Here is a 23578-nt window from a genome sequence, read left to right on the forward strand (position 1 = left end):
TCCTCGTACTGGGCGTACGAGGACGATCCCGACAACGCGGCGAGCGTGCGTGCCAGGCGTCGCGGGGCAGGCGGGACTTTCGAAACACGCCCTAGCTCGTCAGGAAGCTCGACAAGTCCTGGCTGCCCTCGTGGGTGGACTGGCGTCGCTCGTTCCTCGGGCACGTGAAGAACGCGTGGCCGACGAACCCGCTGGCACCGAAGGGGCCGCACCGCCGGCACTCGGAAATGCTTCCGGACCGGGCGAGGGAGAGGCTTCTGAGCCGAAGCCCCCAACACACCCGCCTCTGCCGCCGCGGCCGCCTGCACCACGACCGGCCGTCCCGCCCCTCCGCCGGACACGTCGGAGCTGGTGGCCCTTCGGCCGCCGCCGCTGAACCGGCGGTGGTGAAGCTACGGCGGCTGGTCAGTCAGGGGCGGGACCCGAACAACCTCCGGGAGATGGTCAGCCGTTGCCCAGCACTTCGAGCTCCGTCCAGGTCGGAGTGCAAGGCGAGGTACGGCTTTTCCAGTCCTCTTCCACGGCACGGCTCAGGCCCGCCAGGTGCTCGTGTGCCCGGCCCGGGGACGTCACGACACCAGGCCGGCCCCCTCCAGCTCGGTCAGCCGCACCGTGCACAGACCCCCACGCTCGGCCTTCACCTCCGTCACCTTCAGCTGCGTCCCCGGTGCGAGGATGTACTCCTCCTCACCCGTGAACGCGGAGAACCGCCGGATCCCCACCGCCCGCGTGGGCGTCACCTCGAACAGCGTCCGCCGGCCACGCCCGCCGAGGAACGCGCGGGCCACACCCAGCTCGGACGTGCACGACGACACGCCCCACCACGTCACCGTCCGCCCCAGCGGGTACTGGGACCGCAGATCCAACGCCACACCACGCCACAGTGGCCGCGTCTGCGCCGGCAACGCCTCCATCGCCGAGAACAGCAACCGCAGGTAAGGCAGGTACGGCACCACGCGCTCGCGGTCCGAAGAGCGCAGCACATCGTTGATCTCGCGGTAGAAGCCCGACTCGCACGTGTACAGGTAAAGAGCCGAGATCGCGTCGGCCGACAAGGCGCCCACGGCCTCCCCGGAAAGCGCGCCCGCGGACGCCGCCTCCGCGGCCTTCGTCTCCCCGAAACGGCTCGACAGATCGATATGCCGATCCAGGTGCGCGAGCACCCGTGAGACCGGCTCGACGGCCTTCCGGAAGTCCATCAGCGGCGTGTCGAACACCCCGGTGACGGGCGGCAGGACGAGGCCCTCGTCCTTGACGCTGGTGAGCCGCTCCAGATACAGCTGGTGCAACTCCATCGTGGACGCGATGAACGCCCCCATCCGCTGCGCGACACCACCGTCCTCCGGACCGGCGGCCCCGCCCTTCCCCTGGTCCCAGCCCTTCCGCGGCAGCCAGTCGACTGGCTCGGCCCCCACCGCCGCCAGGGCATCGTTCACCTGGGCGAAGTGGTCGCCCTCGCAGAACAGATCCCCCTGCGCGGCCGGATTGGCGTGGTCCAGGTGACGGACCTGCACCCCCGGGTACTTCTTCTCCAGCCGCTGGACGACCTTCTTCAGACTCCGGGCGTGCGCGCCCCACCAGGCGAACACCACCCCCCGGTCGTCCTCCTCCACCGCGTCCTGCTTCGCCTGGAGGATCTCCTCGACGATCTGCTCAACCACGGGGCGCCAGAACGACGTGTGCCGATCGGTCGCCATCGCCCCGTCCGCGCTCGCCGTGAGGGACGCGTTCAGCAGCAGCACACCCTGGGTGAGCATCGCCTGGAACCACTCGGGCGGCTGAACCGTGTCCTCCTTCTTCAACAGGGCGCGGACGTCGGCGATCGGGGTCTTCTTGACGATGCCGTACTTCCACATCGCGGCCGCCTTGATGAGGCAGCGGATGCTGACGACCCGGCCGAACTGGCTGTCCTTCCAGTCGTTGAAGGTGTTGTCGAACATTGCGATGCCGGTCGCGCTCTCCGCCCGCGGATAGGGGTTCTGTCCGAAGACGACCACCTTCCACTTCTCCGGCGGATGCGGCTTCAACGCCTGGAACGTCAGCTCGCGCACCGGAACGACCTCCGGGCTGCGCTTGGGGCCGATGAAGTCGGCGGCTCCCGGCTGCGTCTCGATCACCGGTCCGAGCAGCGGCAGCCACGGCTCGCCGCCACCGGTGAACAGGCCGGCCAGTGCCAGCGGATCCCCGGCCGGGGAACCGGCATCGCCCGCGGCCGTCACGTCGACATCACTCACGAGGGTGGAACTCCCGATACTCGAACCGGACGCCTCCACGGGCGCCCCGGCATGCTGAACAGATTCGGCAGGGTCGTCGCCGGTGCCCGCACCCTTGGCGGCACCGGCCTGCGAGGTCTTCGGGTCAGTGACGAAAGGAAGGCCGCTGCGGCACGTTGATCCGGACCCGCCGTGCGGACCCCGCTCTTTCGATGTCGTCGAGCTGCCCCAGTACGGCGGCCCGCAACTTGTCGTAGTCCGCGAAACCGTGGTCGTGGAAGAGGGTATAGCCCGTCCACATCAGGTTGGCGCACACCTTCGCGGGCACCTGCCCGGTCTGCGCGCCCATCCCGACGAGGGCCACCGACCGGATGCTGCCCGGCTTCGCCCGGTTCTGTAGATGCACCGCCTGGAAGGCGGCCGCGCAGGCCAGGGCCACGTTCATCGTGTCGCTGACGTTCTGCGACGACTGGCGCATGGTGGGCGTCGAGATCAGGTACCGGGGTACATTCGCCCCGGACGGGACGCACACCGCGCTGCCCACCGGCAGCCGTCCACCGAACCAGTCGCGGATCGCCCGCTGCACCCGCACCTGGATGCCCGCACCGAGGTACCGCTTGACGACGGCGTCGACCCCACCGTCCATCCGGCCACGCTCGTTGGTGGGGGAGACCCAGGCGTCGGCGTCCACATCGAGAAGCGAACCCCGCCTTATCTCGACCTCCGGCGTGTCCGCGAACGCGGACCGCCAGGCCGTCACCACCTCGTCGTTGACGTCGACCAGGACAACGCTCAACGCATGTCTGACACCCACGAATTCACCCCTCTCACCCCGTGATCTCGAACAGTTCCGAAGCTACCGCGCGCCACTGACAGCGCCGTTCGACAGGGTTGTTCGAGCAGGGGAGCAGGGGAGCAGGGGAGCGGGGGAGCGGGAGCCGATGACGAGCGGTCAGGAACCCGCCGCCAGCGTGGCGACACCCAGCCCGGAGAGGTCCTCCAGTGCCACCCGGCGCCCCGACACGGCGAGCAGCAGGGAGAGGGCGGGGCCGGTCGCCGCCAACGAGGACACCATCCGTCCCGAGCGAGGAGGCAGCACCGGCTCATCACGGGGCAGGAGTTCGTGTCCCGCGGGGTTCGGTCAGCATTACCGCTGACAGGCGGCGCTGCGGTCGTGCGCAGCAGTGCCGAGGCGCCGCTGCGGTCGCATTCCCGGCCCTGTTGAGTGTGCTTCTCGCCATGCTCACTCGCCAAGTGAAGGCTCGGCTTTGGTCATACCCCGAGCTGTAGCGGCGACCCACCGCCTCTCGCAGTCGCCCTCGCCGTCCCCGTCGATTTCGTCGCTCGCGTCGTCCTGGTCGTCGGGGACCCAGCGCAGTACGTCGCCGGGCTGGCAGCCGAGAGTCCGGCAGATCGCGTCGAGCGTCGTGAACCGGACCGCCTTGGCGCGGCCGTTCTTCAGCACGGCGATGTTGGCGGGCGTGATGCCGACGGCGGCGGCGAACTCTCCGACCGACATGTTGCGTTTGGCGAGTTGCACGTCCAGGTCGACGATGATCGCCATCACACCACCTCGGCGATCTCGGTCTCCAGATCCGTCGCCTTGCGCAGCAGGCCGCGCATGACGACGACGAGCATGACGAATACCGCCCCCACGCCGACGCTCGCCAGCGTGGCGGCCAGGGTGCTGATGACGGCCATGTTGTCTTCGTCGGGGGTGGGGATCTCGGCCAGGGCCAGGTGCCCGGTGACGCCAAGCGCCAACAGCGTCGCCAGGGTCGAGGACCCGATGATGGTGTCGACCCAGCGGAAGGCCCTCGGGGTGAAGATCGCGCCGCGTTGGACCATGGCGAGCAGCATCCACACCGCGACGAGCGCCACTTGAACGCAGGCGACGCCGATGATCGCCACGGTCACATAGGGCGCGGCGAACGGGGCGTAAGGAGGGAAGCGGTCGACTTCATTGACTGCCGTAGTCGGGATGACCACGAACTGACCGAAGAGACCCAGCGTGAACGCTGCGACGATACCGGCCCGGAGCGCAACAATGAGGAAGCGATTCATGTATCGATTGTCGATCGATATCGATCGAAAGTCAATCGATCCGCTTGGTCGTCCCGTGCCGCCCGTCTCGCTTGCCGCTCGCCAACGCGCTTGAAAGCCGAGGGTGTTCGGCCGGTGCGAGCAGTCGTGCGGGGTCCTGGGCGGGTGCGCCGGAATCGCGGGGCTGCTGGCTCACCGGACGTCCGGGCCCGGGCGTCGGTCGACGACGCTCCGCGTCGCCTCCCTCCTCCGCCTTGGATTCGAAGCCGCATGGCGCCGCTCGCTGATCCACTCTCTATCGTGCACCAGGCCGTAAGAGCTCAGGAAGCATCGTCCGTACTGTGGTGGGTACGGCGGCGGCGTAGATGCCAGACCGCCAGGGCGGCGATGACGACGGCGGCCACAACGATCGCCAGGGCCCGGCCGACGGCATGCTCAACCTGCGCGTAGGCGGTTCCGGCAAAGTATCCGAGCAGGGTGAACCCGACGCCCCACACAAGGCCGCCCAGCGCATTGAACAGCAAAAACGTTCGGTAGTGCATACGGGATACGCCGGCCAGCGCGGGCATCATCGCCCGGAAGAAAGCGATGAACCGGCCGAGGAACACAGCCACCGGTCCGCGGCGGCGGATCAGATCCTGGGCGCGGGAGATGCTGTCCTGGTGCCGCCGCAGCGGACGGACGCGAAGAATCGCGGGCCCGAAGTGACGGCCGACCTCGTAGCCGACGGAGTCTCCGACGATCGCGGCCGCCACGGCAGCGACGGCCAGCCAGTACACCGAAACCTGACCTTGACTGGCCAGCACCCCGCCCAGAACAACAGCTGTCTCCCCCGGCAGGACAAAGCCGATGAACAGCGCATCCTCACAGAAGACCAGGGCTGCGACGACGGCATATATGACGGGTCCGGACAGCCCGACGAGCCAATCGGTAATCGCCTGCATGTCCCGTTCCTCTCTACCGCGTCCGTGCGGTAACGATCTGCATCCCGGCGATAGCTGCACCCAATCGGGACTCTACGACGTGTAGTACATGGGTCGGGGGTCGCTGAGTGTTCACGTGCCCTGGTCAGGTGCGGAAGCGCGAGAGCCAGCCGCCGGCCTTCTGCTCGGGCACGGCCTGGTCTTGCTCCTGGTGCTCGCGTTCGGCCTGCCCGGCTTGGCGATCGGCGGTGATAGCCCGCTGCGTGCAGGCGACGCCCCGTTCGCCGAGCTCCTCGACGGGGTCCGCCGTCTGGGCGCGCGGGAGGTCTGGACGCGCACCGCCCCAGGCGCTGACTCGGCCTGGGCCGCGGTGCACCGGCTCGACCTGCCGGCTTGAAGCCGTCCCTCTCGAAGCGGCCCCGCCGCCGTCGCTCGGGGCGTGCGGGTCTACCGCCATTTTGGACCAGCGGTTGCCGCGGTGCCGTCGGCGGCCCGCTGGAGCCCGGCCAGCCGGGACAGGGCGGCGAAGCCGTCCTCAGTGCCGGGCCAGTGAGCACGGACCGCGGCGATCCCGGCCCGCCGTACGACGGAGCGCAGGACGGACACCACGATGATGGCGTCATCGGCGTAGCCGATGACCGGCAGGAAGTCCGGGATGAGGTCGATCGGCAGTGCCAGGTAGACCATGAGCAGGCCGAGCCGGACCCGTACCCCGCGCGGCAGCGCCTTGTCGGCGGCCAGGCGGCGCAGCAGCCGTACCAAGTCCGGCAACAGCCGTATCGCCTCGACAAGCAGAGCACCCTTGGGACGGATCAGCAGCAGCGTGATCAGCAGGCCCAGCCAGGCGGCAAGCAGTCCCGCCCCGAGGGCGATCGCTATGTCCCACCACATGTGATGCTCCGCTTCACTCGACGGCGCGCAGCGTGGCCGAGGCCGGCAGCGAGCTCTGCTCTGTGTCCGTGGCGGGGTGGGTGCCGGCCTGCGCGGCGATCGCCGCGTCTTCGAAGGCTGCCAGCGCGGCGCGGCACCGCTCCACTGCCCCCCGCGCCGCCGTGCCGCCTGGCGCGTCGAAGTAGTCGCGGGCGGCAATCTTCGCGAGCCACTTCTCGAACCGCTCCAGGTCAGCCTCGGACTCCTCCACCTCCGCATACGTGGCGTTGCCCCGTGCCGTCTCCCGCTCCAGTTCCTTCAACAGGTCCGGGGCGCGCTCGACGACCTCGCCGTACTCCCCATCCCGCTCGGCGTTGAACTCCCTGACCAGCTCCGCGTATTCGGTGTCGGCAGCGATGTCCACGGTCAACTGCCGGGCGGTGCCGCCGTCGGCCCGCACCGAGGCGAGGAGCCGCGCCACCTGGCGGCGCACCCCTTCGCGATCCGGCAGCAGGCACACCGACTGCTGGAGATACATCGCCCCCAGCGAGCGCAGCTTGCGCCATACCCGCACCCGCGTCGCCGCCGGGGCGTCCGCCGTGCTCACCGACACCAGCAGGAACCGCTTCGGGACCTGCGCAGTTTCACTGATCATGTAACGACCGTAACATCTCGAATGAAACGCAGAGCACGCAGAGGCTCCGCTTCCCGTCCCGGCCTACGTCACACCGTGACCGCACAGCCCGAAGCCCTTAACCGCACGGCCTTAGTTTTCAGGTGAGTGGCCCCGTGGCATCCGGCCACAGAGCCTCCTCAAAAAACCGTTTGGCGGACCATGGCGACCACTGCTACGTTTCCGGAGGCCGTGCGAGAGAACGAGGAGGTGGTACCCGTGAACGCAGAATCGACATGGGTGCTCCCCTCCGGGGTCACGGTCGGGCGATAGGTCGTCCGGGAGCGCCGTTCAAGAGCACTCCCGAAAGGCACGACCATGCAATTCACTTCTGAACAGCGCCTCGACGACGACGTCCTCGAACGCGAATTCACCCTCGGCGAGATCCCCGGCACCCTGTGGACGCCTGGATCTGCACCGGCCCCGCTGATCCTGATGGCACACAACAACGGCCTGCCCAAGGGGGAATCCCGGCTGGTGACCCGGGCCCGGCAGTTCGCGGCGTACGGCTACGCGGTGGCCACCATCGACGCCCCCGGGTGCGGTGACCGGCCCCGTTCCGCCGCCGACGAACAGGCCCGCGCCGACCTCCGCCGGGCGATGCAGGCCGACGAGCCGGTCGATGAGATCTTCGAGTCCTTCATCGGCCCGCTGGTCGAAAAGGCGGTCCCGGAATGGCGGACCACGCTGGACGCCCTCCTTTCGCTGCCCGAGATCGGCGGCCCGGTCGGGTACTCGGGGTGGACCGCCGTCGGCATTCGGCTGGCAGTGGTCGAGCCGCGCATCGCGGCCGCCGGTTTCTTCGCCGGGGGTTACGTGCCCCGCGCCCAACGCGAGGAGGCCCGGCAGGTCAGCATTCCGTTGCTGTTCCTGCTGCAGTGGGACGACGAAGGGAACCCCCGGCAGCGGGCCCTGGACCTGTTCGACGTCTTCGGCACCAAGGAGAAGACGCTGCACGCCAATCTGGGCGGGCACACCGGCACCCCGTGGTTCGAGGTGGAAGACGGAGGCCGGTTCTTCGGCCGGCACCTGAAGTGAGGCCGGGCCACCAGGCCGGCGGCAGCCGGTAGGTGTTGTCGGCCAGGTGCCGCTCATCGAGGACGGTCCCGGCCCTCCTCGATGAGCGGTGGCCGGCAGATGCCTTACCCGCCCCGATCGCGGCGATCGATGTACCGGTGACGTCTCGGCCCGGCAACAGTCGGTCGGCTCGACAGCAGCCGCAGAAACGCGTCGCGCGGCCGAAGTCCCGGCCCTCCGGATTGCGGCCGCCCGGGAGCGCTTTGACCTGGGGCTCTGTGCGGGCAGAGTCTTCGGCTGTCGTGTTGATCAATGACTGTCTGGAGGTCTGGGGTGCCGGTCGAGAAGACATGCCTCAAGAGTCAGCTGAGCAGCGCAGTTGCTTCGACTTCTACGAGCACATCCGGCTCGAAGAGGTACTCGACGCCGATCAGGGAGGCCGGCGGCATGGGCAGCTGGAGCCCGATCTCGTCGGCGACGGCCTCCACGCCGGCCATGAAGTCGCCGATTTTCTCCGGGCTCCATCGGGTCACGTAGAAGGTCAGGCGCAGCACGTCCGCGAACGACGCGCCCGCGCCCGCCAGTCCGACGGAGGTGTTGCGCAGTGCCTGGGCTACCTGCCCGGCCAGGTCGCCGGGTGCGACCGTAGTCCCATCGGCCCGGCGTGCGACCTGCCCGCTGACGTGGATGTGTGTCGCGCCGGTTCCGACGGCCACGTGGTGATACGGAGCCGGTTGCAACATGCCTTCCGGCGTGAAGTGCTGGACAGTCATCAGTGTTCTCCCTCTGAGCTAGGTATCCGTAAGCTACTTAGTGGAAGAAGGACACTTCAACGAGACCAGGTTTCTCCATGGATACCGAGGACAAATCCCTCATCGGCCCTCCGCATCGCGAACTGCTCGACCAGGTCCTCGACAAGTGGTCGCTCAGCGTTCTCAGCGAACTGTGCGAACGCCCGTGCCGCTTCAACGAGTTGCGCCGAGCCATCCCGCAGGTCACGCAGAAGTCTCTGACCGCGACACTTCGGCGACTCGAGCGAAACGGCGTGATCGAGCGCGAGGTCGTCTCCACCCGCCCGGTGGCAATCAGGTATCGGATCACGCCACTTGGCAAGACCCTGCGGTCTCCCATCGACGTGTTGCTGGCTTGGGTCTCGGAGAACATGCCCGCTATCACACGCGCCCGTGAAGCCTTCGACACGCAGGAAGAAGTAAGCCGCTGAGCCTTTCCCGCCCCGGCCGGCTGCGCTGGCGGCGGAAGGTAGTTGAGGTGATCGGTTTTTGGATCGCATCGTCCTTGGAGTGCTCACGCGCGCGTCTCCGCCGGAGCTGTTGGATGATGTGGTGGCGGGGTGCGGACGCACTTCGTCTGAACCCGATAGCTGTCCTCTGCCGCCGTATGTCATCCGGCCTGAAGTCTGTCGACGCACGTGCAGCCCGCCGGAACACGGTCCAGACAGTGAGCATTCGACTTCCCAGACCCTGGGTGAGGGCTACCGGCACTCGTACCTCACCCAGGGAAGGGCAGCAGCCCTCTTCCGCCGAAGGCGTCAGCAGCCGCTGCCGACGCGGAGGGAGGTCATCTTGTCATTGAAGTGCGAAGCAACCGCCGCTTCGTACTTGCCCGGCGCGACCGAGAACATGCAGCCGGTGTAGTTGGAGTGTTCGTAGACGCTGACCGTCTTGCCGGTGCGGTTCCAGTACGAGGTCATGCGGTCGTTCATGTAGTTTCCGACGTTGGGGTTCGACGCGGTGTAGTGCCGGAAGTCGCCCCGATAGCTGGATTGTTCCCAGACGCAGAACGAACCGGACGGACACTGGTCGGAGTCGGCCGCCGCCGAAGGCGCGGTCAGGGCGGCGACTGCGGCGGCGACCGACACGACGGCGGCGGTCCACAGGCGCGGGGTGACGCGTCTGGGTCGGGTCATGGTTCCTCCTTGTGGGGTTGCCTGCGCTCGGTTTCGCAGGCCCGACAACAGAGTAGGAGATCCGTCACCTAAACGACCGTATCGCCACAAAATGCCCCTTTCCTCATCCCGCCCGTCGAGCACTAACCCCGGGCGGCTCAAAACTACTCGCCCTGCTCACCCACAACGGCGGGTTTGGCCAGGTCACGTACCCGGCGCACGATCAGCCGCGCGGTGACCCGTTCCGCCTTCGTGCGGCCGGCGAACGCGGTGTAGGCGGGTATCTCGGCGACTTCGGCGTCCGACAGGCGTTCGCCTGTGGCGGGATCGGGCACCGCGGTCGGGGTGCTGGAGTTCGCGTGGCGGTGGGTGGGCAGGCGGTTCCCAGCGTGAGGGCGGAACCATGCTGTCACACGACCAGGATCACGTCCCGGCACACATACTTGACCGTCGGCGAATACACCTCCAGTGTCCACCGTCCGGACTCGGCGCGTACTTCGGCGCGGAAGGTGTCATCGCCGCACGGCCGCATCTCCTCATCCCACACGCACCTGCCGTTCTCGGCGAGGCGCCGCACCCGCAAACGCAACGAGGCCTCGGCGTTCGTTGCCCAGATCTCGAACGGTTCGCCGGCGACGGCGACATCAGGCAGTTCCACGCCAACCGGGTGCTCGGAACTCAGCGCTTGGGCGAGCGGTACGTCGTCACAGATGCGCTTAAGCTGCTCGATGGCCTTGTCCGCGTTCATCAGATCCGCGTGCCTGCTGTCCAGCCACAGCGGTTGGCCCGTACTCGACCACTCAGGTGGGGTCTGTGCGAGGTGCGACACTGTGCCATCACCGCGTGGAGACGGCAGGTACCGGTCATTGAGATCGGTGGACTTCGAGAAGTCGGAGTGGAACCTCGGCTTGCTCCCCATGGGGAAGGAGATCGCCTGATCGGTCCGGTGCTTGTCGCCCCCGAACGCGAACAGGGCGTAGCGATGACGCCCGTGCAGGGCGTCGTTCTTCTGGATGGCGTTGTCGATGTCGGTGAAGAATCGGACCGATTCCTCGATCATCCACGGGTCCACTCCCTCCAGTGGGGTGCGGCTATCCAGAGCGACCCTGCCATTCTCCTCGTCAAGCACTATCCGGTACGTGGGAATCAACTGCCCGAGCGAGGGATACGTCGAGCAGATCTCGCGGATCTGCTCGTTGAGAGGTCCGGGCACCCACCGCGCCTGCCCCGTCAGGAACCGCAGCGCCTTCACGCTCCCCGAGAAGGGCGTGCCCAGCGTCGTAACCGACCGGGTCTTCTCCCATCCACCGAGGACCTCGGTGTAGTACCGCACGACAAGGCCGCCCATGGAACGGCACAGAAACACCACCTTGGCGTCTTTGGCTCCCGGATACAGTGCCGGATCGGCCGTTTCCTGCCAGTGCGACAGCCGCTCGTCGACGAATTGCCGTAGTTTTCGGGCCGAGTTGCGGTTGGACAGCCGCCAGTCGTAGGGGAAGACCACGAACCTGTCCGGCTCGATATCCAGCTTCCTGCGCAGGCCGACATATCCGATGTCGGAGATCAGGCCGGGCAGCAGGCGCGGGCCGAAGATGGCACCACCCACGTCCAGGGCGTGCGGCGGCTCCGGATCCTCGTCCCTGATGTCTTTCTGCAGCTTGAGCATCTCTCTCGTCCGCGTCGACCCGAGAATGCCACCGATCGCCTGCAGGCTCAGGTCCCAGACGTCCTGACCGACCCGGGTCAGGGCTGTGCCCATGATTCCCGGGACCACGATGACGAGATCGCCTCTCACCGAATGCTCTCCCTGTCCTTATGGGCGGTCTCCGCCCCTCGTTGCTGGACGACCCGTGGCATCGAACCTCCCTCGTCGACTGGCCAGGGCAGGACCACCTGGTCGCAGCGAAGGCTCTTCTGCGCGATGCCTTGGATCACGAGGGTGATGTCGTGCCCGTCGTAGGCAGAGTCCACACTCGTCACTTCGTAACCGCGGGACTCCATCGGGTCCAGCCTCCGTTCCTGCCCGACGTCCCAGAACTGCAGGCTCCCGGACTCCCGGCTCCAGCCGACGAGCAGGGGCCGCTCCGGCGGCCCGGCCAGGGTGAGCCCGTCGAGTGGCGCACCGGGCTGCTCCGGAAGGGCGATCGGCCTGCCGATGCGGCCGTCGCACTCGCGGAAGCGCACTGTGTACGGAGTCGCGTAGGCGACCAGGGGGACAGACCGGACCGCCCGTCTCAGCAGACCGGTCGCGACCGCCCTCGCGCCGGGGCAGTCGACCGGTTCCGGCCGGGCATCGGGCTCGGCGAGGTTCCAGACCCGGACTGCGTCGCCGCCCCAGAGCGACAGCCAAGACGGGCCGCCGGGCACGCCTACCACCTCCAACTGCTGGACGGATCCCGAGGCAGTCAGCACGAAGGTATGTCTCTCCCGCCAGGGGCCGCCGCGCTCCACGTTCTCGCGTTCCCACGTGATGACGTTCTGCCCGGATGGCCACATCATGCGCATCTGGCCTGTGCCGGTGACGGACAGGTCGAGCGAGGGCGTTTGCAAGTCGGACGCGCCCGGCAGGTCGAACTCCTCGGTCCCCAGGAGCTCCAGCCGCGGGCCGAGCCTCCACAGCACCACGTGCCGGCGACCGACCGCCGCAGTCACCCATCCCTCCCCGGCTCTCGTGGCGGCGACCGCAGTCACCTGGTGCGAGTGCGGGAGCCGTGGCCCCTCGACGACGCGGCCGGACGTGGTGTGCAGGCTGAGCAGCACGTCGAAGCCCTGTGAGCGGGCAAGGAGCATTGTTCCGTCGGAGTCTCGCACCAACCGTAGTTGCGGGCTTTCAGCAACGCGCCCTCGGAGAGGTGCCCGGGCGGCGCCTCCGGCCTCGAAAGGAGCGTGCGGCTCCCAGATGTGGAGCCGGGTGTCATCGGCGACCGCCAGACGGCCGGTTCCCGAGGGGTCAAAGGCCAGGGACTCGTGCCCGTGGTCGCAGGGTAAGGGGACATACTCCCTGCCGGACTCGTCCCACACATGGAGTTCGGCGTTCTCCTGCACGGCGGTCAGCACGCCGTGGGGGCCGCGCCCGAGGATCACCGCCCCTCCCGCGCTGCGGGCGAGGAACCGGAGCTCCGCCTCGCCGTGGAAGAGGTCCTCCGTGTGCCAGACGTGAAGCGTGTGGCCGTCCAGTGCTGCGATCACGGCCTCGGGTCCCTCCTCGGGAACCAGCACCGAGACCCCCTTGACCACTTCGGCGCCGTCGCTCAGGGAACGCGTGCGCACGAGCCGGTTCTGCCCGGTCTTCAGCCCCTGTACCTCCCACACGGTCACCCCTCCAGGGCCGCCCGTGACCACTCCGACTCGCCCACCGGAGACGGCCAGAGCCACACAGCGCACCTGCGCGGAGACGTGGAACGGCCGCCCTATCCGCCCCCGGGCGTATTCCAGGGAGGAGTCCCACCGCCACACCCATGTGCCGGTGCGGTCGACCGCGGCGAGGAAGACGTCCCGGCCCCGCCGCACCGAGTCGAGGGCGTTCGGCGTTCCTCCCCAGTAGAGCTCCTCGACCGGGTACCTGTGGTGGCCGTGCCAGATCCGCACGCACTGGCTGTCGTGTGTGGCGATCACCCGGCTCTCACCCCGTCCGGAAGCTGATACCCCCCGTTGCACAGGAGGCGAGGCCCATGTGGCCGGGCCCGTGGTCCTGGTCCGCGTCTCGCGCCCGTCCTCGGTCCACGACGTGATCTCACCGGCACCGGCGACGTGGATGATCCCGTCGCCGTCAGTCTCCCAGTGCACCGCCAATGCCCCGCCCGAGGGAGCGGGCCAGCTCCGCCGCAGCGGAAGCCGCTCCGCGCTGCTCCACACGTCGTCCCAGAACACCGACGAGGGCTTCGGCACGGCGCACAAGAACTCGGGGGAGAACATGGCCAGGGCAGTGGCCCGCAACACCGCCCATCGCGCCGACGGCGAGGGATGTCTTCGGAAGTGGTCGGCGACGCGCAGGTACAACGCGCTCTGCAGAGTTGTCGCCAGCCGACTGGCGACCAGCGGCTCCAGGACGTCGGGCGAGGTTGCCACCAGGAAGTGGTGGTCGGCCACCAGCTCCTCAAGGGTGTCGTCCCCGGCCAGAGCGGCGTGCGCCGCCAGGTAGTGGGCGACGTAGGGTTCGACGTCCTGCCAGCCCACACCTTCGCGAGGGGTGAGGGCGCGCACCACCGCACGGTGCTGGTGCCTCTGCTCCGCCTCGCCGGACAGCAGATGTGCGCCGAAACTGGGATGGTGGAGGCGGTAGACCTCCCGGCCGAACTCCTCGTCCTTGGTGATCGTCACGCCCGTGGCCGTGCGGATCACGGTGCTCAGGTCCGCGCTGTTGTACTCCCTGCTGACCGCGTTGTCCCGCACCGCGTTGGTCACGGCGAGCCACACTCCTGGCTGGGACAGCCCGACTCCCTGAGCGAGCGCGAGGCTCCGCATGAAGTCCCGGATACGGGCCGGGTCCTGCGGGTCGAGCCGGTCCAACTCCTCTGTCAGCAGGGAGTCGAGGACGGCCGTGCCGCTCCGGAGCTCCTGGTCGAGCCGGTGCTCGTCGACCGGAGCGGGCATCTGGGCAAGGCGACGTGCCCACAGGGTGGCCACGAGGAAGAGACCGCTGCTACGGCCCGCGACGTATCGCGCGACCGCGCCGCGCGTCTGTGCCGCGTCCCGCAGCCGGTTGTACGGGGAGCTCTCCTCTCCGAGGAGACGTTCCACATGGCGAGCGATGTCCTGCTCGACCTCGACGGACCGGTCCAGCTCCAGTGGCTGCACGCAGTGCAGAACTTCCAGCAGGGTTTCGGCGGGCGGATCGCCTGGCAGATTGCGGCGCGGGCTGGCCCGGGTAGCGACCACTACGCGCACCCGCGGCTGCGCCGCGAGCGGGTTGAGCAGGCCTCTCGCGATGTCGAAGGAGTGACCGGCCGCAGCCTCGTCCAGTCCGTCGAACATCAAGGTGAGGCTGCCCTTTCGGTCAGCCAAGTCCCTGATCGTCTCCACACAGCCGGGCGGGGATGGTCGGGCCCCGTCGAACATCGCCAGGCCCAGGGGCCTCAGACGCTCCGTCAACTCCTCGCAGAGCGCAGCAAGCGTCTTTCCCCGGCAGTGGAGAGCAGCGTTCACCGAACGGAGTTCCGGCAGGTTTCGCGGTCGGCGGTCCGCGGGCAGTGAGGCGACGAAGCTCTCTACCGTCAGATGCGCCACATAGGCCAGCAGGGTCGACTTGCCCGCACCGGACGCTCCCGTGACGGTGAACATCCCCGATTCCTGGATGCGCAGCCAGTCGACCACTTCAGTGACCACCCGGTGCCGCGAGGCGAAGTCTCGCAGATGCCAGCTCTCGCCGGAGTCAGAGAAGACGGGCAGTTCCCCGCGCCGGAACTCACTGCCGATCCAGGACTCGTCGTCCTCCGGGCGCAGCGCGGCGTTGACTCTTGGGGACCAGTGGGGATTGACGAGGAACTCGGGGCTCAGGGTGTGCACCTCGCGCCAGACCGGCGCCTGTCCTCGCATCAGAGTCTGCACACCGAGCATGAGGTGCTGGAAGACGACGGTGTCCTTGTCCCTGCTGAAGATCCTCTCGCTCTCACCCACGACGAAAGCGGGATTCGACAGCACCTCTTCGAGGCGCTCGACGAAATGGCCCTCCACCGCTTCCTGCCGGGACTCGGCGGTAGCGACGTAAGCGAATCCGGTGAGGGAGCCGGACTGCCGCATCAGATCGCGCGCGTTCTCGACCTGGGCGCTCAGCCCCCGTATCGCCTCCCCCGCGAAGCAGGCGTCCAGGATGAGCAGGGTGTCCGTGGCGTCCTCGGCGAGCCAGGCGACCAATTCCGCAGCCGCCACGGCCCGGCTGGGGTCGAACCGTCCTGCCTCGTAGCTGTCCTCGCAGGCCAGGTAGAAGGTATCGCCGACGACTTCGCCGTGCCCCGTCCAGTAGAGGATCCTCCGATGCACCGCCTGCTGATGCAGCCGTTGTACGAACGCGCGAATCCCCTCGCGCCCCGCAGCCAGCGGCGCCGCGGTCGCGGCGTCCACACTGGCCAGACTCAGCGAAGGGGCGTTGAAACCGAGGCGTCGTGTCTGTTCGACGAAGCGTGCGGCAGTCGTCCTCAGGCGAGAACGGTTCCTAGCCCCTTGAGTGTCCCCCCGGTACCGGTCGACGACGACGGTGGCGACCACACCATCCCGCCCCTGCGCACGCTCCATCCCTGGGGCTCTCCCCTCAGAGTCCATTCCCACGTATCCGCCCGCGGAAGAAGGGCTTGTGACACCCTGACATCTCAAGCTAAGAAATGTGTGCCGTCTCACACTACTGGACGGCAGGTGAGGGGGTCGAATGAATCAGCGCGACGCGTTCGTCATCGGGGACACGGAGACGGACTGTCACATCTTCGAAGGAGACGGCACGCGCCCGATCCGAGAGGAAAACGTCACGATCATCTACGAGGCGGGACTTCGCCGCGTGGACCTTCCGGTGAGGGTCCAGCAGTGGCGCCAGGAGATCGAGGCCGAGCAGAAGCGCAAGCAGGCGGCGGGGGAGCGCTTCGCCTGGAACAACCCGCGGTTCGCCGTCGAGAGCGTCATCTCCTCCCGGACCGACGAGCACGAGGAGCCCCAGGTCCGGATCAGCCTGTGCGACGCGGACTACTACGACTTCCTCGCCACTTCCGTCAACCTGGACAGGCCGTTGGATGAGCAGGACGCCTCCGCCACCCTGCGCTCGCAGTACTTGACCAACTCCGACCCGGTGGAGGCGCCGTCCTTCCTCTCCTGCAGCTTCGGCGTCAACGTCGCCGTGGAGACGGGACGTGACCGGATGATGGTCTTCGCACGCCGAAGCGTGCAGGTCGAGGGCCACAACAAGCAGCGCTGGAACTCCTCGGTCAACGAAGGACTCGCTGCAATCCACGACGTCCCCCAGGACGGCAAGCCCATGAGCCTCAGCGCCGTGGCGCACCGCGCCCTCCGTGAGGAACTCGCCGTCCAGGACGGGGACAACGTTCAGCTGGAGCTGCTCGCCTTTGCGCTGGACCTGCGCAATCACCAGTGGGCCGCCTTCTACCGCGCGGTACTCCCCGACCTCAGCTCCAAGGACCTCACCGCCCGCCGCAGCCGGGGCATCGAGGACAAGTGGGAGCACGATCAGTTCAGGTTCGTTCCGGCGGATCCCGACAGCGTGCTCGCCTTCCTCCTGGAGAAGGATTCGGGCAAGATCTGGACGCCGTGCGCGCCTGCCCTGTTCTACCTGGCTCTGGTCCGGGCCGCCGTCATCGCCCGGGGCGGTAACCCGTCGGGCCGACTGGACGTGGAGGCCGCCGAGCGCCGAGTGCTGCAGCGGCTCAAGGAATCCGAGTGACGTCACTGCATCATTGCGTCGATGGCCCACACACGATTCAGAAGATGTTCCGTACCCGATGCTGCTGGCGCAACTTGAGGAACCTGGCCCGAACCTGATCGGCCGGCATCCCGGCCTCGGCCTGGATCACGAGGTCCGCCAGGGCGTCCCGTGACTCCATGAATCCGAGCCACTTCTGCTGGGGCTTGAGCCAGGTGTCCACCGCGGTCATCACCGCGACGGTCAGCGCCAGCGCCGGGACCCACTTGATCAGCCAACTCCCGTGGCCGCCGCCCAGGTTCTGGTCGGCGGCCACGACAGCGCTAGCGAGAATGAGCAGGATTCGGCTCAGATAGTACGTCAGTCCGTAGTTGATGGTCCCGACACGCCAGCGCCGCATCTCCCGGTCCATCTCCTTGGAGAGGGCCTCCGGCAGAAGTCCGGCCGACCCCCCGCTCTCCACTGCAGTCTCCACCACGTCTTCGGCCATGCGTCCCCCTGCGACTCGTACCACGAATGAATGCCCATTCTCCCAGACCAGGAATGGCGCTCCAGGCTGATCCAGGACTACCGCAGCAGCAGAGACGCAGACCGAGCGCAGGCCACTGGGAGCCCGGCGATCCGGACAGCGTGATTGTGATGGACGCCGGTTACAACGTCGCCTAACAGCGTTCGCCGACAGGGCAATACCCATGGCGTCAGTGTGGTGCCGACGCGTACACGTCTCTCACGTTGTCCCTGGGCTTCGGCTTGCTCCGGCCGCACGGACCCGCCGCGAACGCATGGAGCAGATTCTCCGTGGCGCGGGTGACGAAGGCCCCTGTGCGGGCGTCCATGCCGTGGTTGCGTCCGTTCTCGCGGGTCCCCGCCATCAGAGCCTCAACCCACCGCATAGTTCCGGAGGCGAAGACGCCCGCTCCGCTCGGCACGGTGTAGTAGGCGGAGTCGGAGTGGCTGTGCTTGCCCTTACAAACGAGAGGCGAGTGGGCGATGATCTCGAGCGGCGCCGGGGTGGGCATGTCCGGCGTGACCCGGTCGTACTCCACGCCGACCAGATGGTCGAAGGAGTCTCCTTGCTTCACGCCCGTCCCCTCGAAGAGCCAGTGGTCGCTCCGGTAGACGACATACGGGGCGTCCACGGGATAGCCCTCGTAGAGGACACCGGTCAGGGAGGACTCGGGGGAGGCGCCGGGCGGCTGGCGGAAGTCGTGGGTCGGCATGTCCGGGTGGTCGGCGAGGTACGGGTCCTTGCGGTAGTCGGTCTTGTAGCAGACGACCGTGCGGTCGGCGCCGGTGGAGTCCGGCTCCAGCCTGACCCTGCGGAAGCAGGTGTTGGCGCCGAGGAAGGCCACGTTGGTGCCCGCGTCGCGTGCCCGGGTGACGAATGCGCGCTGCTGCGACGTCCAGTACTCGTCATGTCCCAGTGAGAGGGCTCCGGACGCACCTTGGAGAATGCCGGGGTCGCGATGGATGTCCGTGCCGGTGGTGTAGGCGAGCGGGATGCCCAGTCTCTCGGCCAGCACCACCACTGCCCGTTCGTACACCATGAACTTCTCGGCGCCGTTGCCGTCATAGGGACGGTCGAAGCTCACAGCGAGCGAACGCGTCTCGTATGCACCGTCCTTGCCCTGGTAAAGGCTGTAGCCACCCCACACGTTGTACGCCTGCCATGTTGCAACGGCGTGCATCAGCAAGGTTCTGCCCGCCGCGCTCGCCGAGCGGACGATCAGGGGTGCGTAGCGCTGGTGGCCGTTGTCCGCGTCCAGCCGGAGCAGATACGCGCCCTCCGGCCAGCCGGTGGTGCGGACACGGATTGTGCGTCGCCAGTCTGCCCGTACGGTACGGGTGACCTGGACCAGCCGGGGGCGGGCCTGGACCGACCCGGCGAAACGGTGCGAACGCCAGACCAGTCGCGCCTGTGCGCCGTCGTACCAGCCAACCCGGTACGCCGAGACCCGGAATGCGGGAGCGGTGGTGGAGACGTACATGCCGAACTCCTCACCCGGCAGCACGCTCACCTTGTCGGCATAGCCCTCGATGGCCTCGGGCGGTCCCACCGAACGGATACGCCAGTCGGAGTCCCCCGCCCGAGTCCTCTCCCCTTCCCCAGCGCGGTGGGTGGCGTCCGTCGGAGGGGATCCGGTGCTGGTGCCGGCGGTCGCGGAGGAGCGGCAACCGGTCGCCGCCACGCCCCCGGCCACGCCGCCCGCCGCCGCAGTGAGGAACAGCCTGCGATCCAGCCGGCCTGGGTGCCCGCCGGTGTTCTCTTCCTCATCATGGTTCATATCGATCGCCAAACCCGTTCCGCAGCGCTGTCACGGGCCATAGTCACCCGCCACGTGCTCGGGGACTACCCGAAAGAGCCGAACCGGGGACGGGCGTACGTCGTCCAGGACCGTCCGGGTGCGGCCGAGGCCTGTGCCCGCTGCCGGTCGTCCACTGCAACGGATGCCGGAAATGCGCTCTCGCGGCCCTGCCGGAATGAGTATCGGGGCGCTTGGTCCTAGGGTGCGAGCCATGGCAGAGAGTGCAGCTCACTGGGGTGCTGCGGGGTGGGATGGCCACTCTGCCTCCGGCCCCGACACCCGCGATCCGCGCCGCTGGAAGGCGTTGGCGGTGTGTCTGATCGCAGGGTTCATGACCCTGCTGGACGTATCCATTGTCAACGTTGCCCTGCCATCGATCCGGGAAGGGCTCCACACCCCGGAGTCAGACCTGCAATGGGTCCTTTCCGGCTACTCGCTCGCCTTCGGTCTGTTCCTGATCCCTGCGGGACGCCTCGGTGACGCGCGGGGACGCCGCGTGGTGTTCATGGCTGGGCTCGCCCTGTTCACCCTGGCATCGGCAGCCTGTGGAGCCGCTCAGTCCAGTCTCTGGCTGGTGATCGCCCGTCTGGTACAAGGCTTTGCCGGAGGCCTGATCTCGCCACAGATCTCCGCGTTGATCCAGCAGATGTTCTCCGGCCAGGAGCGCGGCCGGGCCTTCGGCATGTTCGGCAGCGTGGTCGCCATCTCCACCGCTGTCGGCCCGCTCGCCGGTGGTCTGCTGATCCAGGCAGCCGGGGCCGAGCAAGGCTGGCGCTGGGTGTTCTACGTCAATCTGCCGCTCGGCGCCGTCTGCCTCCTGCTTGCCCGACGACTGCTCCCGGACACCCCCTTGGCCGGCTATGTGCGGCTGCGCGACCTCGACCCCCTCGGCGTGCTGCTGCTCGGCACGGGGGTACTGGCTCTGCTACTGCCCTTCGTGCAGTCGCAGCAGTGGCCCGGCAACCGGAAGTGGTTGCTGCTCGCGGCGTCTGTGGCGCTGCTCGCCGCCTTCGTCGGGTGGGAATCCCGGTGCGGCAGGCGGGGCACGCAACCAGTAGTCAACCTGTCGCTCTTCCGGGTCCGCTCCTACTGGCTGGGCTGTCTGCTGAGCCTGCTGTACTTCGCCGGATTCACCTCGATCTTCTTCATCACCACGCTCTATCTGCAGAGCGGGCTGCACTACTCGGCCCTCCAGGCGGGACTCGCCATCACACCCTTCGCACTGGGCGCGGCCATCGCGGCGAGCCCCGGTGGCCGAATGGTCGGCCGATTCGGGCGCCCCCTCGTCGTGACCGGGCTGACCACGGTGGCCGTCGGGCTGGCGGCCACCGCGGTCGCCGTGCATCTGGTGCCCGGGCGGGGCGCGGGGTGGGCGATGGCGGCCCCACTGCTCCTGGCAGGTCTGGGTAGCGGCCTGGTCGTCGCCCCGAACCAGACGCTGACCCTCTCCGAAGTACCGGTGGCAACCGCGGGGAGCGCCGGCGGAACCCTCCAGACCGGCCAGCGCGTCGGGTCGGCGATCGGGATCGCCGCGGTCGGGTCGATGTTCTTCGCCCGACTGGGCGGCGACGGGTGGGCCACCGCGTACGACAACGGGCTCGTCGTCGCGATCGCCTTCGTCCTGGCCGCTCTGCTCATCGGGCTCGCTGATGTGTTTGGGGAGCGGCGCAGCAGGAGTCGTACACGTCGGCCCGTCCGCAGTCCGTCCGTAGGGAGAACGCCGTGAAGGAGAGCGAGATGAGCGCGACCGCCGGCACGGACGGAGACCGACGGTAACGCGGCGTACGGGCATAAGGCCTTCAAACGGTCCAGGAGCCACTTCGTAGACCGCATCACCGGGAAGTCTCGCCGTCGGGGCGTCCCTGACCCCGGCGCCCGTGGCAGCTCCTGCGCGAAGCAGGGGGCAGGGCCCTGTCGAGTCGGCAGCCATCACGAGATATCTTGATGTCAAGCAATGTTGTAGACGTGGAGCGGAGCACAGGGTGACTGACTCGACCATCATCTATACACACACCGACGAGGCCCCGGCCCTGGCGACGTATTCGTTCTTGCCCGTGGTCCAGGCGTACGCCTCGACGGCCGGGGTCAATGTCGAGAGCCGTGACATCTCTCTGGCCGGGCGTATCATCGCCGGTTTCCCCGAGCGCCTCGAGGAGAGCCAGCGCATCGACGACGCGCTCGCCGAGCTCGGTGCGCTGGCCAAGAAGCCCGAGGCCAACATCATCAAGCTGCCGAACATCTCGGCTTCGATCCCGCAGCTGAAGGCTGCCATCGCCGAGCTGCAGGCACAGGGCTACGCGCTTCCGGACTACCCGGACGACCCGCAGACCGATGAGGACAAGGACGTCCGCGCCCGCTACGACAAGGTCAAGGGCAGCGCGGTGAACCCCGTGCTGCGCGAGGGCAACTCCGACCGGCGCGCCCCCGCCTCGGTCAAGAACTACGCCAAGGCTCACCCGCACCGTATGGGCGCCTGGTCGGCCGACTCGAAGACGAACGTCGCCACCATGGGCGTCGACGACTTCCGCTCCACCGAGAAGTCCACGGTCATTTCCGAGGCCGGTTCGCTGCGCATCGAGCTCGCGGGCGACGACGGCAGCACCACCGTGCTGCGCGAGTCGGTGCCGGTGCTCGCGGGCGAGGTCGTCGACGCGGCGGTCATGCGCGTCGCGGCCCTGCGCGAGTTCTTCACCGCGCAGGTCGCCCGTGCCAAGGCCGAGGGCGTACTGTTCTCCGTCCACCTCAAGGCCACCATGATGAAGGTCTCCGACCCGATCATCTTCGGCCACGTGGTCCGCGCCTTCTTCCCGAACACCTTCGCCAAGTACGGCGACGTGCTTGCCGAGGCAGGTCTCTCCCCGAACGACGGCCTCGGCGCCATCTTCAAGGGCCTGGACTCGGTGCCGCAGGTGGGCGCCGAGGTCAAGGCATCCTTCGAGGCCGAGCTCGCCGAAGGCCCCGCGCTGGCCATGGTCGACTCCGACAAGGGCATCACCAATCTGCACGTACCGAGCGATGTCATCGTCGACGCCTCGATGCCGGCCATGATCCGCACTTCCGGTCACATGTGGGGCCCGGACGGCAAGGAGGCCGACACCCTCGCGGTGCTTCCCGACAGCAGCTACGCGGGTGTGTACCAGGTAGTCATCGACGACTGCCGCGCCAACGGCGCGTTCGACCCGTCGACCATGGGATCGGTCCCGAACGTCGGCCTGATGGCGCAGAAGGCCGAGGAGTACGGCAGCCACGACAAGACCTTCGAGATCCCCACCACCGGTACGGTGCGGGTCGTCGACGCCGGCGGCAACGTCGTGCTGGAGCAGGCCGTGGGCGCGGGCGATATCTTCCGCATGTGCCAGGCCAAGGACCTGCCGATCCAGGACTGGGTCAAGCTCGCCGTCACCCGCGCCCGCGCCACCGGCGTCCCGGCCGTGTTCTGGCTCGACGAGGACCGCGCCCACGACGCGCAGCTGATCGCCAAGGTCAAGACGTACCTCGCCGACCACGACACCGACGGCCTGCAGATCGAGATCATGTCGCCGGTGAAGGCGACCGCGTTCTCGCTGGAGCGCATCCGCCGCGGCGAGGACACCATCTCGGTCACGGGCAATGTGCTGCGTGACTACCTGACCGACCTGTTCCCGATCCTTGAGCTGGGCACGAGCGCGAAGATGCTCTCCATCGTCCCGCTCATGAACGGCGGCGGCCTGTTCGAGACCGGTGCCGGCGGCTCCGCGCCCAAGCACGTCCAGCAGCTCGTCAAGGAGAACTACCTCCGCTGGGACAGCCTGGGTGAGTTCTTCGCGCTCGCGGCGAGTTTCGAGCACCTGGCGACGACCACGGGCAACTCGCGTGCCCAGGTCCTCGCGGACACCCTCGACCGCGCGACCGGCACCTTCCTCAACGAGGACAAGTCGCCGAGCCGCAAGCTGGGTGGCATCGACAACCGCGGCAGCCACTTCTATCTGGCCCTCTACTGGGCCCAGGAGCTGGCGCAGCAGACCGACGACGCGCAGCTCGCACAGGCGTTCGCCGGGCTCGCGAAGACGCTGAGAGAGCAGGAGCAGACCATCGTCGACGAGCTGACCGCGGTGCAGGGCTCGCCGGCCGACATCGGCGGCTACTACCAGCCCGACCCGGCCAAGGCCTCGGCCGTCATGCGCCCGTCGGCGACGTTCACGCAGGCCATCGCCAGCATCGGCTGACGAGACCGTTACGGGAGGGGGCGCATCTCGGCGCCCCCTCACCCCTCTCCCGCCCCGGCCGG

Annotated in this window: 21 protein-coding genes; 5 read left to right on the forward strand and 16 right to left on the reverse strand. The window is 68.1% G+C overall.

Annotated elements, in window-relative coordinates; translation table 11 throughout:
* Window positions 1-569 precede the first annotated feature (569 nt).
* The 9 genes from ABT115_RS26240 to ABT115_RS26280 form a co-directional block, all read right to left on the reverse strand.
* A complete protein-coding gene (locus tag ABT115_RS26240; protein ID WP_351794510.1) occupies window positions 570-2234 on the reverse strand; it encodes an ADP-ribosyltransferase domain-containing protein in 1665 nt (554 codons plus the stop codon).
* A 124-nt stretch (window positions 2235-2358) separates the two neighbouring features.
* A complete protein-coding gene (locus ABT115_RS26245) occupies window positions 2359-3027 on the reverse strand; it encodes a macro domain-containing protein (RefSeq protein ID WP_351794513.1) in 669 nt (222 codons plus the stop codon).
* Window positions 3028-3165: 138 nt separating this feature from the next.
* A complete protein-coding gene (locus tag ABT115_RS26250) occupies window positions 3166-3288 on the reverse strand; it encodes a hypothetical protein (protein WP_351794516.1) in 123 nt (40 codons plus the stop codon).
* A 168-nt stretch (window positions 3289-3456) separates the two neighbouring features.
* Window positions 3457-3777: a helix-turn-helix domain-containing protein gene (locus tag ABT115_RS26255; protein ID WP_351794519.1), complete on the reverse strand. Its 321-nt coding sequence runs from the start codon at window positions 3775-3777 to the stop codon at window positions 3457-3459.
* Window positions 3777-4277 (reverse strand): DUF2975 domain-containing protein, encoded by a 501-nt coding sequence (locus ABT115_RS26260; RefSeq protein WP_351794522.1) that lies wholly within the window; start codon window positions 4275-4277, stop codon window positions 3777-3779. The genes ABT115_RS26255 and ABT115_RS26260 overlap by 1 nt, the downstream gene beginning before the upstream one ends.
* Before the next feature lie 299 nt (window positions 4278-4576).
* Window positions 4577-5200 (reverse strand): DedA family protein, encoded by a 624-nt coding sequence (locus ABT115_RS26265; RefSeq protein WP_351794525.1) that lies wholly within the window; start codon window positions 5198-5200, stop codon window positions 4577-4579.
* A gap of 124 nt (window positions 5201-5324) precedes the next feature.
* The gene (locus tag ABT115_RS26270; RefSeq protein WP_351794527.1) at window positions 5325-5555 is read right to left on the reverse strand and encodes a hypothetical protein; all 231 of its coding nucleotides are present in this window, start codon (window positions 5553-5555) and stop codon (window positions 5325-5327) included.
* A 71-nt stretch (window positions 5556-5626) separates the two neighbouring features.
* Complete coding sequence (locus ABT115_RS26275) at window positions 5627-6070, reverse strand: YkvA family protein (protein WP_351794530.1); 444 nt, start codon at window positions 6068-6070, stop codon at window positions 5627-5629.
* 13 nt (window positions 6071-6083) lie between these two features.
* Window positions 6084-6704 carry a Chromate resistance protein ChrB gene (locus ABT115_RS26280; RefSeq protein WP_351794533.1) on the reverse strand — a complete coding sequence of 207 codons (621 nt, stop codon included), beginning with the start codon at window positions 6702-6704 and terminating at the stop codon, window positions 6084-6086.
* Window positions 6705-7040: 336 nt separating this feature from the next.
* Here ABT115_RS26280 and ABT115_RS26285 point away from each other — a divergent pair, with 336 nt between their 5' ends.
* Window positions 7041-7760 (forward strand): dienelactone hydrolase family protein, encoded by a 720-nt coding sequence (locus tag ABT115_RS26285; RefSeq protein WP_351794536.1) that lies wholly within the window; start codon window positions 7041-7043, stop codon window positions 7758-7760.
* 341 nt (window positions 7761-8101) lie between these two features.
* Here ABT115_RS26285 and ABT115_RS26290 read toward each other — a convergent pair whose 3' ends face one another.
* The gene (locus ABT115_RS26290) at window positions 8102-8512 is read right to left on the reverse strand and encodes a RidA family protein (RefSeq protein WP_351794539.1); all 411 of its coding nucleotides are present in this window, start codon (window positions 8510-8512) and stop codon (window positions 8102-8104) included.
* 77 nt (window positions 8513-8589) lie between these two features.
* On the opposite strand from ABT115_RS26290, the gene ABT115_RS26295 reads away from it, so the two are divergent.
* Window positions 8590-8961, forward strand: coding sequence for a winged helix-turn-helix transcriptional regulator (locus ABT115_RS26295; RefSeq protein WP_351794541.1), 372 nt, complete (start codon window positions 8590-8592; stop codon window positions 8959-8961).
* Between the two features lie 327 nt (window positions 8962-9288).
* Here ABT115_RS26295 and ABT115_RS26300 read toward each other — a convergent pair whose 3' ends face one another.
* From ABT115_RS26300 to ABT115_RS26315, 4 genes are all read right to left on the reverse strand, one after another.
* Complete coding sequence (locus ABT115_RS26300) at window positions 9289-9666, reverse strand: peptidase inhibitor family I36 protein (RefSeq protein ID WP_351794544.1); 378 nt, start codon at window positions 9664-9666, stop codon at window positions 9289-9291.
* A 143-nt stretch (window positions 9667-9809) separates the two neighbouring features.
* On the reverse strand, window positions 9810-9980 hold the full coding sequence (locus tag ABT115_RS26305) for a hypothetical protein (RefSeq protein WP_351794625.1): 171 nt from the start codon (window positions 9978-9980) through the stop codon (window positions 9810-9812).
* Between the two features lie 74 nt (window positions 9981-10054).
* Window positions 10055-11440, reverse strand: coding sequence for an esterase/lipase family protein (locus tag ABT115_RS26310; protein ID WP_351794546.1), 1386 nt, complete (start codon window positions 11438-11440; stop codon window positions 10055-10057).
* Window positions 11437-15876, reverse strand: coding sequence for a hypothetical protein (locus tag ABT115_RS26315; RefSeq protein ID WP_351794548.1), 4440 nt, complete (start codon window positions 15874-15876; stop codon window positions 11437-11439). Before ABT115_RS26315 ends, ABT115_RS26310 begins: the two co-directional genes overlap by 4 nt.
* A gap of 130 nt (window positions 15877-16006) precedes the next feature.
* Between ABT115_RS26315 and ABT115_RS26320 the strand changes: the two genes are divergently transcribed.
* Window positions 16007-17026 (forward strand): translation initiation factor 2, encoded by a 1020-nt coding sequence (locus ABT115_RS26320; protein ID WP_351794551.1) that lies wholly within the window; start codon window positions 16007-16009, stop codon window positions 17024-17026.
* Between the two features lie 37 nt (window positions 17027-17063).
* Here ABT115_RS26320 and ABT115_RS26325 read toward each other — a convergent pair whose 3' ends face one another.
* Both ABT115_RS26325 and ABT115_RS26330 read right to left on the reverse strand, forming a co-directional pair.
* On the reverse strand, window positions 17064-17495 hold the full coding sequence (locus tag ABT115_RS26325) for a hypothetical protein (protein ID WP_351794553.1): 432 nt from the start codon (window positions 17493-17495) through the stop codon (window positions 17064-17066).
* Between the two features lie 208 nt (window positions 17496-17703).
* Window positions 17704-19290, reverse strand: coding sequence for a N,N-dimethylformamidase beta subunit family domain-containing protein (locus ABT115_RS26330; protein ID WP_351794556.1), 1587 nt, complete (start codon window positions 19288-19290; stop codon window positions 17704-17706).
* 232 nt (window positions 19291-19522) lie between these two features.
* Here ABT115_RS26330 and ABT115_RS26335 point away from each other — a divergent pair, with 232 nt between their 5' ends.
* Together ABT115_RS26335 and ABT115_RS26340 are read left to right on the forward strand one after the other, a co-directional pair.
* The gene (locus ABT115_RS26335; RefSeq protein WP_351794559.1) at window positions 19523-21037 is read left to right on the forward strand and encodes an MFS transporter; all 1515 of its coding nucleotides are present in this window, start codon (window positions 19523-19525) and stop codon (window positions 21035-21037) included.
* Window positions 21038-21293: 256 nt separating this feature from the next.
* Window positions 21294-23516 carry an NADP-dependent isocitrate dehydrogenase gene (locus ABT115_RS26340; RefSeq protein WP_351794562.1) on the forward strand — a complete coding sequence of 741 codons (2223 nt, stop codon included), beginning with the start codon at window positions 21294-21296 and terminating at the stop codon, window positions 23514-23516.
* The last annotated feature ends 62 nt before the right edge of the window (window positions 23517-23578 follow it).

The sequence above is a fragment of the Streptomyces sp. NPDC001832 genome (assembly GCF_040297265.1).
GTDB lineage: Bacteria > Actinomycetota > Actinomycetes > Streptomycetales > Streptomycetaceae > Streptomyces.

Bases quoted from the DNA above. Each gene is read 5' to 3' on its own strand.
- ABT115_RS26250 (WP_351794516.1), bottom strand. From the start codon at position 3,288: ATGGTGTCCTCGTTGGCGGCGACCGGCCCCGCCCTCTCCCTGCTGCTC.
- ABT115_RS26255 (WP_351794519.1), bottom strand. From the start codon at position 3,777: ATGGCGATCATCGTCGACCTGGACGTGCAACTCGCCAAACGCAACATG.
- ABT115_RS26260 (WP_351794522.1), bottom strand. From the start codon at position 4,277: ATGAATCGCTTCCTCATTGTTGCGCTCCGGGCCGGTATCGTCGCAGCG.
- ABT115_RS26265 (WP_351794525.1), bottom strand. From the start codon at position 5,200: ATGCAGGCGATTACCGATTGGCTCGTCGGGCTGTCCGGACCCGTCATA.
- ABT115_RS26275 (WP_351794530.1), bottom strand. From the start codon at position 6,070: ATGTGGTGGGACATAGCGATCGCCCTCGGGGCGGGACTGCTTGCCGCC.
- ABT115_RS26280 (WP_351794533.1), bottom strand. From the start codon at position 6,704: ATGATCAGTGAAACTGCGCAGGTCCCGAAGCGGTTCCTGCTGGTGTCG.
- ABT115_RS26285 (WP_351794536.1), top strand. From the start codon at position 7,041: ATGCAATTCACTTCTGAACAGCGCCTCGACGACGACGTCCTCGAACGC.
- ABT115_RS26290 (WP_351794539.1), bottom strand. From the start codon at position 8,512: ATGACTGTCCAGCACTTCACGCCGGAAGGCATGTTGCAACCGGCTCCG.
- ABT115_RS26295 (WP_351794541.1), top strand. From the start codon at position 8,590: ATGGATACCGAGGACAAATCCCTCATCGGCCCTCCGCATCGCGAACTG.
- ABT115_RS26300 (WP_351794544.1), bottom strand. From the start codon at position 9,666: ATGACCCGACCCAGACGCGTCACCCCGCGCCTGTGGACCGCCGCCGTC.
- ABT115_RS26315 (WP_351794548.1), bottom strand. From the start codon at position 15,876: ATGGAGCGTGCGCAGGGGCGGGATGGTGTGGTCGCCACCGTCGTCGTC.
- ABT115_RS26320 (WP_351794551.1), top strand. From the start codon at position 16,007: ATGAATCAGCGCGACGCGTTCGTCATCGGGGACACGGAGACGGACTGT.
- ABT115_RS26325 (WP_351794553.1), bottom strand. From the start codon at position 17,495: ATGGCCGAAGACGTGGTGGAGACTGCAGTGGAGAGCGGGGGGTCGGCC.
- ABT115_RS26330 (WP_351794556.1), bottom strand. From the start codon at position 19,290: ATGAACCATGATGAGGAAGAGAACACCGGCGGGCACCCAGGCCGGCTG.
- ABT115_RS26335 (WP_351794559.1), top strand. From the start codon at position 19,523: ATGGCAGAGAGTGCAGCTCACTGGGGTGCTGCGGGGTGGGATGGCCAC.